Source organism: Dyadobacter sp. AC419 (assembly GCF_979253085.1).
Genome location: NZ_CEEDCD010000004.1, coordinates 25,602 through 40,312, shown reverse-complemented (window position 1 = coordinate 40,312; position 14,711 = coordinate 25,602). Strand labels below are relative to the sequence as shown.

The window sequence follows — 14,711 nt, the reverse complement described above, 5'->3', positions numbered from 1 at the left end:
GGAATAAAAGCATTCATTAATTCATTCTGAACATTATAGTGAAAGCACTCAAAATTGTCGGGAAAATCTTTGCCGGCCTCGCAATCGTCATCGTCGCAGCCATCATTTACGTCAAAGCTGCCCTTCCGAACACCGGACCGGCGCCTGAGCTGAAAATTGAAAAAACTGCTGGCACACGTTGAGCGTGGAGAGTATCTGGCTAACCATGTGACCGTTTGCATGGACTGCCACAGCACCCGCGACTGGTCGCAATATGCAGGTCCGCTTGCGGGCGAATTCGGCGGCGGCGGCGAGGCATTCACGCAAGAAATGGGATTTCCCGGCAAATTTTACGCGCCTAACATTACGCCGTACACATTGGCCAGCTGGACGGACGGTGAAATTTTTCGTGCCGTTACCACAGGCGTAAATAAGAGTGGTAAAGCATTATTCCCGGTGATGGGTTACCACCGCTTTGGCCAGCTTGATAAGGAGGATATCTATTCGATCATTGCTTATATCCGTGATTTGCAACCTGTAAAAAAGGACGTCCCGCAGTCAGAGCCAGACTTTCCTGTCAACATTTTGATCAATACAATGCCGCAGGAAGCTGCTTTCACGACCCGCCCATCCGAAACAGACCAGGTGGCTTACGGAAAGTATCTGATCACAGCAACGGGCTGCGTGGATTGCCACAGCAAGACGGACAAAGGCAAAGTAATTCCCGGAACAGAGTTTGGCGGAGGAATGGAATTCAAAGGCCCGAACGGTGTGATGCGCTCACCTAACATTACAATGCACAAAGAAACGGGCATTGGTAACTGGACGAAAGACGTTTTTGTCTCACATTTCAGGGCCTATACGGACAGCAGCTATGTTTCACGAAAAGTGGCAGCGGGCGATCTCAACACGCCTATGCCATGGACGATGTACGGCGGCATGAAAGAAGAAGACCTGTCCGCGATCTTTGCCTACCTGAATACGGTAAAACCAATTGAACACAAGGTGATTGTGTCTGAAAAAATGACCATCGCCAAGCAATAGGCGAAGCTTTTTTCAGCTTTCCTTTTCGAAATACGTACACTATTATAAGATCCCGTCCCTTGCATTTCAGGATGCAGCGGACGGGATTTTTTATTGTTACTGATCTTCGGATGATTCGGCAACTGAATGTTCTTTACTCAGGCTTCTATGCATATTTCCCCAATTGGACATGGCCGCTATGACGTCCTGCATGGATAATCCCAACGCGGTCATTTCGTACTCCACGCGTGGCGGGACTTCCGGAAATACTTTTCGCTGAACGAGCCCGTCACTTTCCAGCTCGCGAAGCTGGGCCACGAGCATTCTTTCAGAAATCCCTTCGATTGATTTTTTGAGTTCGCCGTAGCGCAATGTCCCGTGCATGAGCCTGCACAGGATAGCAGGCTTCCAGCGACCGCCCAATACGCCAAGCGTGTAAGCCATTCCGCAGCTATCGCTGATCATCCGCTCGTTCAAAGCATTGGTGGAAGTCTCTTTTCTCATTTCTTACTTTTTTGTTGGTACCTAACAATTTGCTGCTTGCTTACAAATATAAAGGAAGTGGCGTAGGTTTGCATCGTATTAAAACACAAAGTTGTTGTTATGAAAAAGTTAGAAAATAAAATAGCATTGGTTACCGGCGGCAGCCGCGGAATAGGCGCAGCAATTGTACGCCGCCTGGCCGCTGACGGAGCCAAAGTAGCATTCACTTACGCGCGCTCCGCTGAGAAGGCAGAAGCACTCGCAGCAGAAATTTCCGCAGCTGGCGGTGAGGCCGTTGCTATTGCTGCGGACAATACAAATGCAGATGAAGTGACCGGTGCCGTGCGGAAAACCGTGGAAGCATTTGGCGGACTGGATATTTTGGTCAATAACGCTGGCATTTACATTGGAAAAGACTTTGCTGAGCACACCATTGCAGATTACGACACGGTGATGGACGTCAATGTGAAGGCAGTTTTTGTGGCAGCCCTCGAAGCTGTGAAACATCTGAAAACGGGTGGGCGGATCATCACCATCGGAAGCAATATGGCCGACAACGCACTCAGTCCGCAAACGACATTGTATACGATGAGCAAATCCACATTGCAAGGATTCACCCGCGGGCTGGCGCGCGACCTCGGGCCAAAAGGAATTGCCGTAACCCTCGTACAGCCCGGCCCAACGGACACCGACATGAACCCTGCCACGGGCGAACTGGCCGATTTTCTCCGGAGCAGAATGGCAAACCCGACCTATGGAACCGGTGAAGACATTGCCGGACTGGTTGCCTTCCTGGCCAGCGAAGAAGGAAAATACATCACCGGATCCTGGCTTACGATTGACGGCGGGCTTAATGCCTGAGGTTAATGTCCGGTTGCGGTTGCAAGGGAACTGATGTATTCCTGTAAAGTAATCTTTCCACGAATGGGCGAATCGGGCACCTCGATTTTCTGATCCAAAATAATCGCTGTCATGGCAGCCATTGATTGGGCAGCCGGTTCTGAAAAGCCGGCTGCCTGCAATGAACTCACCCAGGTTTCTTGCGGGATTTGTACGGCAACAACATCCTTTTTTAATGCGTCTGCAAACGCTGCGGCTACATCTGCCGGCGAATAATGCTCTGGTCCTTCCACATAATGCAGGCCTGTCTGCGCAACGGGCTCCATTAGTAAGCGTGCGGCGGTCGCCCCTAGATCCTGCGGTGCAACCATCGGCAACTTGAAGTCGGGTGGATAAAGCGCGTGCACCTGACCGGTTTCGCGGGCTGTTTCCAGCGCCATATCCCAATTGCTCATATAGTAAGCGCCGCGCACAACGCTGGTCGGAATGCCTGTTTGAATCAGCCCCTGTTCTAATTCATAAAGCACACTCAGGTCACCGATTTGTTCGCCTGGCTGGGCGCCATATGTTGATAGGACGACTATTTTCTCGATGTTTGAATCCGTTAAAGCCGCCATTATTGACCCTGCACTTTTTCGCTCTTCCGGTGCGGTGTCCATCGTGATGGGCGCAGGCGGATTGAGCACGAAAAGGCGCTCGCCTTGTTGAAAAACTGCCTGCAGCCGGTCCGTATCGCGAATGTCAACTACTGCAACCTTTGCACCCTTCCCCTCCCATTCCCGGCCTTTCTCAGCGTCCCGGACAACAACAGTTACCTGATTATTCTTCTCTAATAATGATTGAGCCACAGCAGAACCAACATGGCCCGTAGCACCTAAAACAATATACATGGCATTTTCAGTTAAGGTTGATGAATGTTACAAGCAGCCAGCATTGTGATTGCACTGGCAAGTTAGGGCGGCAATGTGACATAGGCGTGTCAGTAGGAACTGGGTTACTGGTCAAAATTTTTGTTCCAGGTTTTATTTATAATTTAACAAACAAATTTTCTTCCTATTTTCACATATATAATTTCTTTATATATTTAAGGTAAATTAAACGCTGAAAACTATGGGACATTGGATTGGAAATACTCGAAAGTTTATGGCTTATCAATGCTTCGCGCTGCGCATTGTGTCGCTTCTGTTTCTCGCGAGCGGCTGTTCGCAACCGCAGGATAGTGTCATTCAGGTTGATCTCCTCAGCTCAAAGTCAATTCTGGAAGGGAAAAAAGTATTTCTCGCAGAGCAGGCAACAAGGGAATTTTTGGATTCGGCAATTGTGAAGGATGGGAAGTTCAGCTTTTCAGTCAAAATCGGTGCTGATTTTGTGCCATTTCAGGCAGCGATCTTGTATGAGACTGGCGATAAGAGTTATCCTTATTGGATGCTGGGCTATACAAATCCGTACAAATTAAAAGTTGGCATGTCGAACTTTTATGTTGACAAAGGAAAAATGGAGCTAGTGCTGGACACCTTGGCACAGGTGCCGAAAAAAGCGATGGTCACATTGAAATTCCTGAATGTAAACAAGCAAACCGAGGCATTTTATAAGCATTGGAATTTTGCAGCGGCGAAGGGGAATTCTGAAAAATCAAACCGGTATAATGAAGCGGTAATCAAGCAATTTCCAGCTTCGATGCATTTATTGAAACAACTGGACTTTCAAAAAAGCGAACTGAAAGACACGCACCTTGCCCAACTATTGTCCTTATTTGACGAATCGGTTCATGTTGCGCCATTATATAAGCGACTTACTGAATACACTCATTATCAATACAAAGAGGGAAATGATTATCCTGCGGAAGTTAGTCTCGTACAGGCGGAGGCTTCTTTGGCCAAACCGGTGATTGATCAAAATAAATATAATCTCGTCGTTTTCTGGGCAAGCTGGTGCAGTCCTTGCCGACAGGAAATTCCGCAAATCCGGAAGCTTTACGATGCGCAAAGCGACAAACTAAACATAGTCAGCATTTCGGTTGACACCAAAGAAGCGGCTTGGAAGCGCGCCATGAAACAAGAGCAAATGCCCTGGCAGCAAGTGCTCCTCGCGCGTGACAATTCGTATGTGAAGTTTGATAAGAAATACAATTTGAGTGCTATCCCAGTCTGGATTTTATTTGACTCAAAAGGTAAAATGATCACGCGGCAAGTCGGAATGGAAACCGGTCAGAATGCCATCGATGAGCAGGTGACGGCCCTGATCAGTTCAAAGACTTTATGAGTCGAAAATCACAATTTGGAACCTAATGAGCTGATTTTTGATTGACACAAAATTCAAGGTTAGCTGGGTTTTCTGCTTTGACAATCTATGGCCAGACTTATACATTTCACCGAAAACACGAGCATTATATGTTTGAAGCCTTCGCAGAATATTTACGCAAGCAAGTTGACATTTCTGACGAGGACCTGGAAATTGTCCGGGCGGCGAGTACGGAAAGAAAGCTGCGTAAATGGCAATCGATCTTGCACGAAGGCGAAGTCTGGCATTATAACTGTTTCATTGCCAGCGGATGTTGCCGGCTTTACCGGTTTGACAAAAACGGGACGGATCATACGGTAAGGTTTGGTGTTGAAAACTGGTGGATCACCGATCAGGAAAGTTATAGTCATGAGAAAGCTTCGGAATATAACATTGAAGCGCTCGCTTCCAGCACGGTTATCATGTGGACAAAAGCACAATGGCTGGAATTATTGCAGACGATCCCGGCGCTTAAACTTTTCTACGAAAGGCTGACTTCAAACGCCTATGAGGCAAGCCAGCGGCGCATTTATTATCTGATCAGCTATTCGGCGACCGAGAAATATTTGGAATTTGAAAAAACTTATCCCAGCATTTTTAACAATGTGCCGCTGCACATGGTCGCGTCGTATCTGGGCATTTCCCGGGAAACGTTGAGCCGTATCCGGAAAGATTTTACAAAATCGGAAAAGCGCCTCCCTGAAAATCCGGAAGACGCTTCATAATGCTCACATTCACGGAATCGGGTGCAGGTCGCGGACTTCACTGACACTTTCCAGCAGCGACGCAATATGCAAAATGGTGGATTCGGCCAGCCAGCTCCCGACAATCTGAACGGCAATGGGCAACCCTTCTCTGCTCGTGCCAAACCGCATTGCGATCCCGGGCAAGCCCGTGACATTGAGCGGCACGGTGGCTCCCTGCAAATAAGTTGCATCCACCGTCTGCCCGTTGATCACGAACTGTTCTACTCCATGCTTGTGAACCGGGATCGGCAGCACGGGCGTAAGTAATGCGTCGTATTTTTGAAAATATCCCGCAAATCCGTCCCGCAGACGCTCTGTTGCCTGCTCGGCGTTGATAAAATCCTGCATCGAGGTGTCCGGCAGCGAAAGCATTGTTTTGGCCATTTTGTAAATCTCATCCTCGCTGCGACCGGCAGTTGCCTCCCTGAATGCGTCCTTCATTTCCATCACGTGAAGTTTGTTGAACACGTCCAGCGCGAAATCACGTTCCAAAGCGGGAATATGCACGGGCTCCACATTCAATCCCAGACCTTTCAGCGCAGCAGCAGCAGCTTCGACCGTTGCAGCCACTTCCGCATCGACCGGCCCGAAACCCGGCTCGACCAGCCAGCCTACTCGCAACGGACGACCTGGATGGCTCCCTATGCCTGCATCAAACCGGACTGTACTCGTAGCAAATCCATCAAGTCCGTCGGGGCCGGAAAGAACGGACAAAGCGAGCTGCAAATCGCGGATGCTACGCGCCATTGGGCCCACATGCCAGAAGCGGCGCGGCGCACGTGGCCAGACGCCCGTCATCGGAATGCGGCCGTGTGTGGGTTTGATCGAAACAATTCCCGTCTGCGCGGCGGGCCCGCGGACTGATATCGCCAGATCCGTTCCAAGACCCAGCGGGGACATTCCGGATGCGATGGCCGCCGATTCTCCACCACTCGAACCGCCCGGCGTGCGCGTCAGATCCCACGGATTGTTAGACCTGCCGCTGAGCAGATTGTCGCTTTCAATCCAGTACGAAAACTCAGGGAGGTTGGTCTTGGCGAGCAAAATTCCGCCCGCATCCTTCATACGCGACACGCTGGTGGCATCCTCGCCCGGAACACGTCCCCCTGAAAATAGGCGAACCGCGCTGGGTCAGCACATTTGCGGTGTCAATTGAATCTTTAACTGTAAAAGGAACACCATGCAAAGCGCCGACTGCTTCTCCCCTGGCTATGGCTTCGTCTGCTGCATTTGCCGCTTTGAGCGCATCTGCCGAAACCGTCACAACCGCATTTACAGTCGGATTAAGAGCATCAATGCGATCAAGATGTGCTTTCATTACTTCGACCGCGGACACTTCCTTGTTACGAATCATTTTTGCCAGACCGCTTGCATCCTGATAATAAAGCGGTGATGTGCTGCTGTTTTCTGTTTTCATATCCCTATCATTTTTTAATCATTTAGTGACCAAAAGACTTGATCATTGTTGAACAAAATTAGATAGCGACCATCGGTCAAAACGAAGTCATATGACACAATCTCGCGTTGACATTTGTCACAGTTTTGGGTTGGCGATCTGACATTTATCTTGGTTACGAACCGCCTATGCTGCCGAAAAACAACGCGCATCAACCCCAATACGTAATAATTTATATTTGCAACTATGATGCAAGAGTAAATCAATGTCTTTAAATTGCAACGCTGTTGCATTGGCAATGCATAGCAGACAAACATTTATTTATGATGCATTTCAATTTTATTACCATCATTGCCAGGCAGGAATGGGCTTCAATCTTTCGGAGTAAGATTCCGCTTGCGCTGTTTTCCGTGCTGCTGGTGGTGTCCTTACTCGCCACATTTACAGGCTGGCAGTATGTAAGCAAATTTAACCACCAGCAAAAAATCGCTCATCAGCAAGTGCAGGATCAGTGGATGAGCCAGCCCAACCGGCACCCGCATCGGGTTGCACACTATGGTTACATGGTTTTTCGGGAAAAATCGCCGCTCAGCTTTTTTGACTTTGGCCTGGACAGTTACGTCGGCAATTCCGTATTTCTAGAAGCGCACCGGCAGAACACGGTCAACATGAGCGAAGCCGGATTCTCAAATGGCATGCTGCGCTTTGGCGAGCTGAGCATGGCGATGGTGCTGCAATTGCTCGTGCCGCTTTTCATCATTTTTATCGGCTTTCAAACCGTGGCCGGGCTCAAACAAAATGGCGTGCTTAAAATCCTTTTGTGCCAAAGAGCTTCTTATCTGGACATTCTGATTGGCAAAACGGCAGGCTTGACCTCCGTCGTTTGGGTTTTGTTTTTACCCTTATTATTAGTCAGCCTGATCGCTGGTAACCTGCTCATTACGGGTGAACTAAGTGGCGAAACATTACTTCGGATTGCATTGCTGACAGTGCTTTTCGCGCTTTACTTTCTGGTCATCACACTGCTTGTTGTGGCAGTTTCGGCGGTGAGCGGATCTTCCAAAAATGCATTGATGGTGCTCGTGCTGATATGGATGTTGTTCTTCATTGTTATTCCCAAAAGTGCCCAAACGCTTGGCAGCAGCATGTATAAAGCGCCGGATAAAATCGCTTTTGAGCAGGCCATTGAGCAGGATGTGAGTAAACAAGGTGACAGCCACGATCCCGACGATCCGCATTTTGCAACATTGAAAGCCAATACATTGAAGAAATACGGCGTGGACTCGATCTCGGCATTGCCCGTCAACTATGGTGCGTTGGTGATGCAGGAAGGCGAAAACATTTCTTCGGGCATTTTCAACAAACATTTCGACAACCTGATCCGCATTTACAGGTCGCAAAATGCCGTATCATCTATTTTGAGCTTTGCTGACCCATATCTGGCGATCCGCAACATTTCCATGAATCTGTCCGGCACCGATTTCGATAGTTTTACCGCATTTCAAAAGCAGACCGAAAAGTATCGTTTTGATAAAACAAAAAAGTTGAACGAGATCCATTTGACCCAAATCAAATATGAGAATGATGGCAAGCAAAAGGTCAGCGCGAAAAACTGGCAGCAGCAGCCCGACTTCACTTTCAAGCCCTTAACCGTTACGCAAAATCTGAATGCCGGTGGTCTGACGCTTGCTGCGCTCGTGGTCTGGGTTTTCGCTGGTTTTGGCGCATTGACCTATGTTTCTTCCAAACGCAAATACCAGTTATGAAAATCAATCAGAAGATCCTGCTCCTAGAAATCAAGAATTTCCTGCTTGGAAAAACGGTGCTGATCGGAGCCGTCAGCTTGCTGCTTTTTGGTTTTTACAGCTTTTATCATGGCAATCAGGTGATCGGCAGGCAGCAGGAAACCATTGCGTCGGTGCCCGAAGTGCAGCAACAACATTTGCTGGAGATTGTCGAACACGGAACCGGTAAAATGGTGGGCACGACGGCTTACTATCCATTTTTTTACACGACTAACCCGGCCTCTCCCTGGGCGAAATTCTCAATCGGGCAGCGCGACGTCAACCCCTTTACATTGAAGGTGAAAATGCTCGCGATCGAAGGCCAGCTTTATGACTCCGAACTGACGAATCCGCTTACATTACTGGTCGGGAATCTGGACGCGTCATTTGTGTTTATATTCCTTTTTCCGCTGCTGATCATTGCATTCACTTATAATGTGCTCTCCGAAGAACAGGAGAACGGCGTCTGGAAAATCGTCCGCACAACGAGCAGTAACATAGGCGCTGCCATTGCGGGCAAGTTGCTCGTGCGGCTTGCCGTGATCGTTATCACGACGCTGCTTGTCTTTTTTGCTGCGGTCGTCGCGTTGCAGCTTCCGCTCTCGCAGCCCACATTTCAGCTGCTGCTTGTGGTGCTGCTTTATATGTTGTTTTGGTTTACGGTTTCGGTTCTGGTTGTGGCTTTGGGCAGAAGTTCGTCGTTCAATGCCACGACGCTGGTCTGCATCTGGATTTTTCTGGCGATCCTGTTTCCGGGTGTGTCCAACATTGTGGTCAATAACAGCGTTCCGGTGCCGGAAGCGGCCGAAACGGCGATCCGCCAGCGGGAAGGCTATCATGCCAAATGGGATGAGCCAAAAAAGCCGACAATGGAAAAATTTTACGCCATTTACCCGCAATTCCGCAAATATCCGATCCCGGAAGATAAATATTCGCCTGGCTGGTATTATGCCATGCAGCTTTCCGGCGACCTCGAATCAGCGCATTCTTCGGAAAAGCTTTTTGACAAATTAATGCAAAGACAAAGCCTTTCGGAACGTATAGCAAGATTTAATCCCGTGATAGCGGCACAGCAGTCGCTCAATAAAGTCGCCAACACGGACCTTACGAGCCACATTCGTTACCTGCAATCCGTTAAAGCGCATCACCGGCGGATCAGGGAATATTTTTATCCTTTTATCTTCGAAGACACGCCTACCGAAAGTATTGACTGGGCGGGTTACCCGGCTTACCGGCCCGGCCAATATGCTGACGAACCGGTCCGCGGTGGGTTGTTTGCGATTATGGCTTGGGCGTTGGGTTCGCTGGCCGTTTCAGTGATTTTGTTCAAAAGAAATTTTATTAAAATAAAAGACATTTCAAATGCATGAAGCAAGAAACCTTACCAAACGCTATGGCAGCCACACAGCCTTGAACAGCCTGAATCTCAATATAAAACCAGGTGAAATATTTGCATTGCTGGGCCAGAATGGTGCCGGAAAAACAACGACGATCAATCTGTTTTTAGGATTCATCGAGCCTACTGAAGGCGCCGCATTCATCGACGGGATTTCAGTCGCTGAAAACCCGCAGGAAATCAAAAAGCACCTGGCTTACATTCCCGAAACCGTAATGCTTTACCCCAACCTGACCGGCCTCGAAAACCTCGAATATTTCTCGTCGCTGGCGGGTTTCAATTATTCAAAAAAGGAGCTGGGAAATTTACTCGCAACGGCCGGATTGCAGGGACAAGCATTTGATCAAAGACTAGCCGGATATTCAAAAGGAATGCGGCAAAAAGTGGGCATAGCGATCGCAGTTGCAAAAAAAGCAAAGGTTTTGCTCCTCGACGAACCCACCAGCGGACTTGATCCCAAAGCATCCAACGAATTTTCCCAGATCATCAAAAACCCTAGCAGAAAACGGCACCGCAATCCTGATGGCGACGCACGACATTTTCAGGGCCAAAGAAGTAGCCAGCCGGATCGGGATCATGAAAGAAGGCAGCCTGCAATCGGTCATTGACGCAAGTTCGATCTCGGCTAATGAGCTGGAAAGTCTTTATTTGAAAACGGTTTGATGTACATCTCACCAGTTGGCGCAACGCGCTGATAAGCAAAATACCCCTTCCCACAACCGCTTCGGGAACAGTTTTTTATAGGCGGCCGGCATTTTTATCTCAACGAAAAAAATGCTAAGCCTATGTTTATTTTCATCAACAAGCCTCGTTTTCAAGCAAATTTCTTTCAAGCTTTTTGCAGCAGATTAAATCAGGTTAGCTATCCAAGGAAGCTGACCATTTATTTGCTTTTCGGAATGGTGTGCGCGCGATTGCTGGCGTGCACCATGCTCAGCGATCCGCCCGTCCCGCCTGAGACGGACAGACAATTCCTGCTTTCTGCTTCTGATCTCAATGTTCTCTGTAAAACGGCTGGTGACGTTGCCCTCATTAATGCGAAAAATGCATTGGTGAAGCAATATGCCGCCGGACTCGTCACGTTCAGCAGCGCATTGGATCGCGAGATCAGCGTCATGACTCGCCAAAAAGGGATTGCGCAGAAAGACATGTCGGACACCAATGTCAAGAAGATGGACATGCTCCGTGCCAAAAACACCGAATCCTTCGACCCCACTTTCATGGAAATGACGATCACGGCGCATGACGAGCTGGTCATTTTGTATGAAACCGAAATCGAGTCGGGCCAGGATCCCGGCGTGAGACGCTGGGCCGAAGCCAAACTTCCTGCCATTCGCCAGAACCTCGAAAGCGCCCGCTTAGCGCGAAAATCAATGTAATCATTTATCAATCAACTAACTATGAAAACACATTATAGCCGATTCGCTGCGTCAAAGCGCAGTGTTGCTTTTCCTTACCGCGATTTTTTACTGCGTTTGAAAATCATTTTACCTGCCTTACTTTTTGCATTAAATGTCATTGCCGCACCAAAAAAGCCTTTTGATTTAAACATTTTACAAAATAACTACATTGACCGAACGGTAACCGGCGTGGTCCGCGGTGATAATAATGAGGCGCTTCCGGGCGTGAGCGTCGTTGTCAAAGGGACACAAACGGGAACAATCACGGACACCGAAGGCCGCTATTCGATCAACATTCCCGACGCTCCAGACGCCACACTTGTATTCTCTTTTGTGGGTTTCACGACCCAGGAAATTGCAGCAGGAACCAATGCGACTGTGGACGTTGCGCTGGTTTCTGATGCCAGATCGCTGAATGAAGTCGTGGTCGTGGGTTATGGCTCGGCACTTAAAAAAGACCTGACCGGCGCGGTGGCGATCGTGAATGTGAATGAACTGCAACAGCAACCGACTTCACAGATTACCAGCCAGTTGCAAGGCCGGGCCTCCGGTGTGACGGTGCTTGGCTCCGGGCAGCCGGGCGAAGCGCCGCAGATCAGGATCAGGGGGATCAATACATTTGGAAATAACTCGCCGCTGTATGTTGTCGACGGTGTTCCTACCCAAAATATCAATGATATCAACCCCAATGATGTCGAAAGCATGCAGGTGCTCAAAGATGCAGGATCAGCCTCAATATATGGCTCACGTGCTGCAAACGGGGTTATTATCATTACTACGAAGCGTGGAAAAGGCAAGGTCAGCGTGCAGTATGATGGCTATGTGGGGGTTCAGTTACCCAAGTCGGGGAACGTGTGGAACCTCCTGAATCCACAGGAAACGGCGCAGCTAAAATTCAATGCATTACGGAACGCAAATCCGAATGATCCGATCAACGATCCGCTTTATGGCAGTGGCCCGACGCCCGTGTTGCCGGATTACATCGCACCACAAGGCGCCAGCGAAGGCGATCCGTCGGTGGATCCTTCCCGCTATAATGTGAATCCGAATTTCACGGGAACGGATGAATACAACAATTTTTACCGCATTAACCGGGCGAATAAGGAAGGCACCGACTGGTTTCATGAGATCTTCAAACCGGCGGTTATCACCAGCCACAATGTATCGGTAAGTGGCGGCGGGCCGCAGGGAAATTATTTGTTTTCGCTCAACTATTTTAACCAGCAGGGCACGCTCATCAACACTTACCTGAAACGTTATACGATCCGTTCAAACAGTCAGTATAATGTAAATGAGCGCATTCGCGTGGGTGAAAATCTGGCGTTTTCGGTTTCCGATAACCCGCGTATCAACGCGTTGACGGAGGGCAGCTCCATTGGGATGGCGTTCCGGCAGCAGCCGATCATTCCCGTCCGTGACATTATGGGCAACTATGCCGGAGGTTATGGACAAGGTTTGGGTAATGCTGACAACCCGGTGGCTATTGCAGAGCGGACCAGCAACAACCGCGGGCAGACGAACCGGTTGTTTGGTAACATCTTCGTGGAAGCTGATTTTCTGAAAGAATTCACTTTTAGGTCGAGCTTCGGGGGAGAAATTTACAATGGTGCTTATCGGTCGTTTGCTTATCCGGAATACGAAAGCCAAGAAAACACCACCACCAATTCCTATACTGAAAACTCATTCAACGGTTTCAACTGGACCTGGACTAACACCATCAACTGGCAGCACGTTTTCGGCGACATTCATGATTTCAAGGTCTTAGTCGGAACGGAAAATTACCAGAACCGCGGCAATTTGCTCGGTGGAACAACAACCGGTTATTTCAGTTTTGATCCCGAATTTACCAACCTGACCACCGGCTCGGGCACGCCTACCAATTATAGCTCGCGTTTTCGAGACGCACTTTGGTCATTAATCGGCCGGGTGGATTACTCGCTGAAAGATAAATATCTGATCGGGGCCACCGTTCGTCGTGACGGATCTTCGCGTTTTCTTAACAACCGTTTTGGCTGGTTTCCGTCGGTCAGTGCGGGCTGGCGCATTTCCAATGAAGGATTTCTGGGCGATATCCCATGGATGGAAGACCTGAAAATCCGTGCGGGTTACGGGATTATGGGAAACCAGCTGAATGTGGATCCGGCCAATGCTTACACCACTTACGGCCAGGACAGAAGCTCGTCATTTTACGACATCGACGGCACCAACCAGACAACCATGATGGGTTTGCAAAGATTACGGATCGGTAACCCGGATGCGAAATGGGAAAAAAACATCAACAGCAACATTGGGATCGACGCCACATTGTTTAAAGGAAAACTGGACCTGACGGTTGACTATTACCGGAAGGAAATCCGTGACTTGCTTTACAATCCAGAAATCGCCGGAACCGCCGGTTTGGGAGCTGTTCCTTTCGTGAACATTGCGCGTATGCGCAACCAGGGCGTGGATTTATCGGCCCACACTGATTTCAATGTCACCGATGATCTGAAACTGAATGCGACGCTAACCTTTACGACGTATGCCAACAAAATTATTTCACTGGCCGAGGGCGTTGATTATTTTGATCAGGAAGGCCGCCGGTTTAATGGAAGCTACATCGTTCGCAATGCTGTCGGACATTCGATTGGTGAATTTTTTGGTTATAAAGTCGATGGTTTCTGGAATTCGCAGGAAGAGATCAATGCGGCTAATGCGCAGGCGCAACAAGCTTCCGGAAATCAGGGTGCAATCTACCAGTCTGATGTGGCTGTGGGACGCTTCCGTTATGCGGACACCAACGGCGACGGCGTCGTTACGGCAGACGACCGGACATTTTTAGGCAACCCCAATCCTCAATTTACCTACGGCCTGAACCTCGGCGCTAATTATAAAAACTTCGATTTTAGCATTTTCCTATATGGTTCGCAGGGAAACGACATTTGGAACAATGTAAGGTGGTGGACGGATTTCAATGCCAATTTCCAGGGCGCCAAAAGTGAAACAGCCCTTTACGATTCGTGGACGCCGGAAAACCACAATGCCAAAGCGCCTATCCAGGAAACCGTCGGCTCGTTCAGCAGCGCCAATGTGCCTAACTCTTATTTCGTCGAAAATGGTTCTTACCTGCGCGCGCGGAATGCACAGATCGGTTACACATTTCCCGAAGCCTGGCTAAAAAAGGCCAAAATGTCGCGGTTACGCATTTATTTACAGGCTGCCAACCTATTTACAATCACCGGTTACTCAGGTCTTGATCCTGAGATTGGCACCACGGCCAACACCAACAACAGCTCCGGCGGCAGCCTCAACCAATCCTTTTCCACCACCACTTCCTTCGGCATTGACGAAGGCGTTTATCCAAATCAACGCCAGTTTTTGCTCGGGGTTAACATTGGTTTTTAA

14 protein-coding genes are annotated in these 14,711 nt (G+C 48.9%); 10 read left to right on the top strand and 4 right to left on the bottom strand.

The window, feature by feature from the left end; all coding sequences use genetic code 11:
• The first annotated feature begins 38 nt into the window (after positions 1–38).
• On the top strand, positions 39–182 hold the full coding sequence (locus AC0IYG_RS02075) for a hypothetical protein (RefSeq protein ID WP_471709366.1): 144 nt from the start codon (positions 39–41) through the stop codon (positions 180–182).
• The gene (locus AC0IYG_RS02070) at positions 157–1,023 is read left to right on the top strand and encodes a c-type cytochrome (protein WP_471709365.1); all 867 of its coding nucleotides are present in this window, start codon (positions 157–159) and stop codon (positions 1,021–1,023) included. The genes AC0IYG_RS02075 and AC0IYG_RS02070 overlap by 26 nt, the downstream gene beginning before the upstream one ends.
• Before the next feature lie 96 nt (positions 1,024–1,119).
• Here the strand turns inward: AC0IYG_RS02070 and AC0IYG_RS02065 are convergent, their stop codons facing one another.
• Complete coding sequence (locus tag AC0IYG_RS02065; RefSeq protein WP_471709364.1) at positions 1,120–1,506, bottom strand: winged helix-turn-helix transcriptional regulator; 387 nt, start codon at positions 1,504–1,506, stop codon at positions 1,120–1,122.
• Between the two features lie 99 nt (positions 1,507–1,605).
• Here AC0IYG_RS02065 and AC0IYG_RS02060 point away from each other — a divergent pair, with 99 nt between their 5' ends.
• Complete coding sequence (locus tag AC0IYG_RS02060) at positions 1,606–2,346, top strand: SDR family oxidoreductase (RefSeq protein ID WP_471709363.1); 741 nt, start codon at positions 1,606–1,608, stop codon at positions 2,344–2,346.
• 2 nt (positions 2,347–2,348) lie between these two features.
• Here the strand turns inward: AC0IYG_RS02060 and AC0IYG_RS02055 are convergent, their stop codons facing one another.
• Positions 2,349–3,215, bottom strand: coding sequence for an NmrA family NAD(P)-binding protein (locus AC0IYG_RS02055; RefSeq protein ID WP_471709362.1), 867 nt, complete (start codon positions 3,213–3,215; stop codon positions 2,349–2,351).
• Positions 3,216–3,435: 220 nt separating this feature from the next.
• On the opposite strand from AC0IYG_RS02055, the gene AC0IYG_RS02050 reads away from it, so the two are divergent.
• Together AC0IYG_RS02050 and AC0IYG_RS02045 are read left to right on the top strand one after the other, a co-directional pair.
• Positions 3,436–4,587 carry a thioredoxin-like domain-containing protein gene (locus tag AC0IYG_RS02050; RefSeq protein WP_471709361.1) on the top strand — a complete coding sequence of 384 codons (1,152 nt, stop codon included), beginning with the start codon at positions 3,436–3,438 and terminating at the stop codon, positions 4,585–4,587.
• A 128-nt stretch (positions 4,588–4,715) separates the two neighbouring features.
• Positions 4,716–5,330: a Crp/Fnr family transcriptional regulator gene (locus tag AC0IYG_RS02045; protein WP_471709360.1), complete on the top strand. Its 615-nt coding sequence runs from the start codon at positions 4,716–4,718 to the stop codon at positions 5,328–5,330.
• 9 nt (positions 5,331–5,339) lie between these two features.
• Here AC0IYG_RS02045 and AC0IYG_RS02040 read toward each other — a convergent pair whose 3' ends face one another.
• Both AC0IYG_RS02040 and AC0IYG_RS02035 read right to left on the bottom strand, forming a co-directional pair.
• Positions 5,340–6,416 carry an amidase gene (locus AC0IYG_RS02040; RefSeq protein WP_471709359.1) on the bottom strand — a complete coding sequence of 359 codons (1,077 nt, stop codon included), beginning with the start codon at positions 6,414–6,416 and terminating at the stop codon, positions 5,340–5,342.
• Positions 6,370–6,768, bottom strand: coding sequence for an amidase family protein (locus AC0IYG_RS02035; RefSeq protein WP_471709358.1), 399 nt, complete (start codon positions 6,766–6,768; stop codon positions 6,370–6,372). The genes AC0IYG_RS02040 and AC0IYG_RS02035 overlap by 47 nt, the downstream gene beginning before the upstream one ends.
• 302 nt (positions 6,769–7,070) lie before the next feature.
• On the opposite strand from AC0IYG_RS02035, the gene AC0IYG_RS02030 reads away from it, so the two are divergent.
• From AC0IYG_RS02030 to AC0IYG_RS02010, 5 genes are all read left to right on the top strand, one after another.
• Positions 7,071–8,513, top strand: coding sequence for an ABC transporter permease (locus AC0IYG_RS02030; protein WP_471709357.1), 1,443 nt, complete (start codon positions 7,071–7,073; stop codon positions 8,511–8,513).
• Positions 8,510–9,901, top strand: a complete 1,392-nt coding sequence (locus tag AC0IYG_RS02025; RefSeq protein ID WP_471709356.1) for an ABC transporter permease — start codon at positions 8,510–8,512, stop codon at positions 9,899–9,901. The genes AC0IYG_RS02030 and AC0IYG_RS02025 overlap by 4 nt, the downstream gene beginning before the upstream one ends.
• The gene (locus tag AC0IYG_RS02020) at positions 9,894–10,535 is read left to right on the top strand and encodes an ABC transporter ATP-binding protein (RefSeq protein WP_471709355.1); all 642 of its coding nucleotides are present in this window, start codon (positions 9,894–9,896) and stop codon (positions 10,533–10,535) included. The genes AC0IYG_RS02025 and AC0IYG_RS02020 overlap by 8 nt, the downstream gene beginning before the upstream one ends.
• A gap of 177 nt (positions 10,536–10,712) precedes the next feature.
• Positions 10,713–11,306, top strand: coding sequence for a DUF4142 domain-containing protein (locus tag AC0IYG_RS02015; RefSeq protein WP_471709354.1), 594 nt, complete (start codon positions 10,713–10,715; stop codon positions 11,304–11,306).
• Positions 11,307–11,327: 21 nt separating this feature from the next.
• Positions 11,328–14,711, top strand: coding sequence for a SusC/RagA family TonB-linked outer membrane protein (locus AC0IYG_RS02010; RefSeq protein WP_471709353.1), 3,384 nt, complete (start codon positions 11,328–11,330; stop codon positions 14,709–14,711).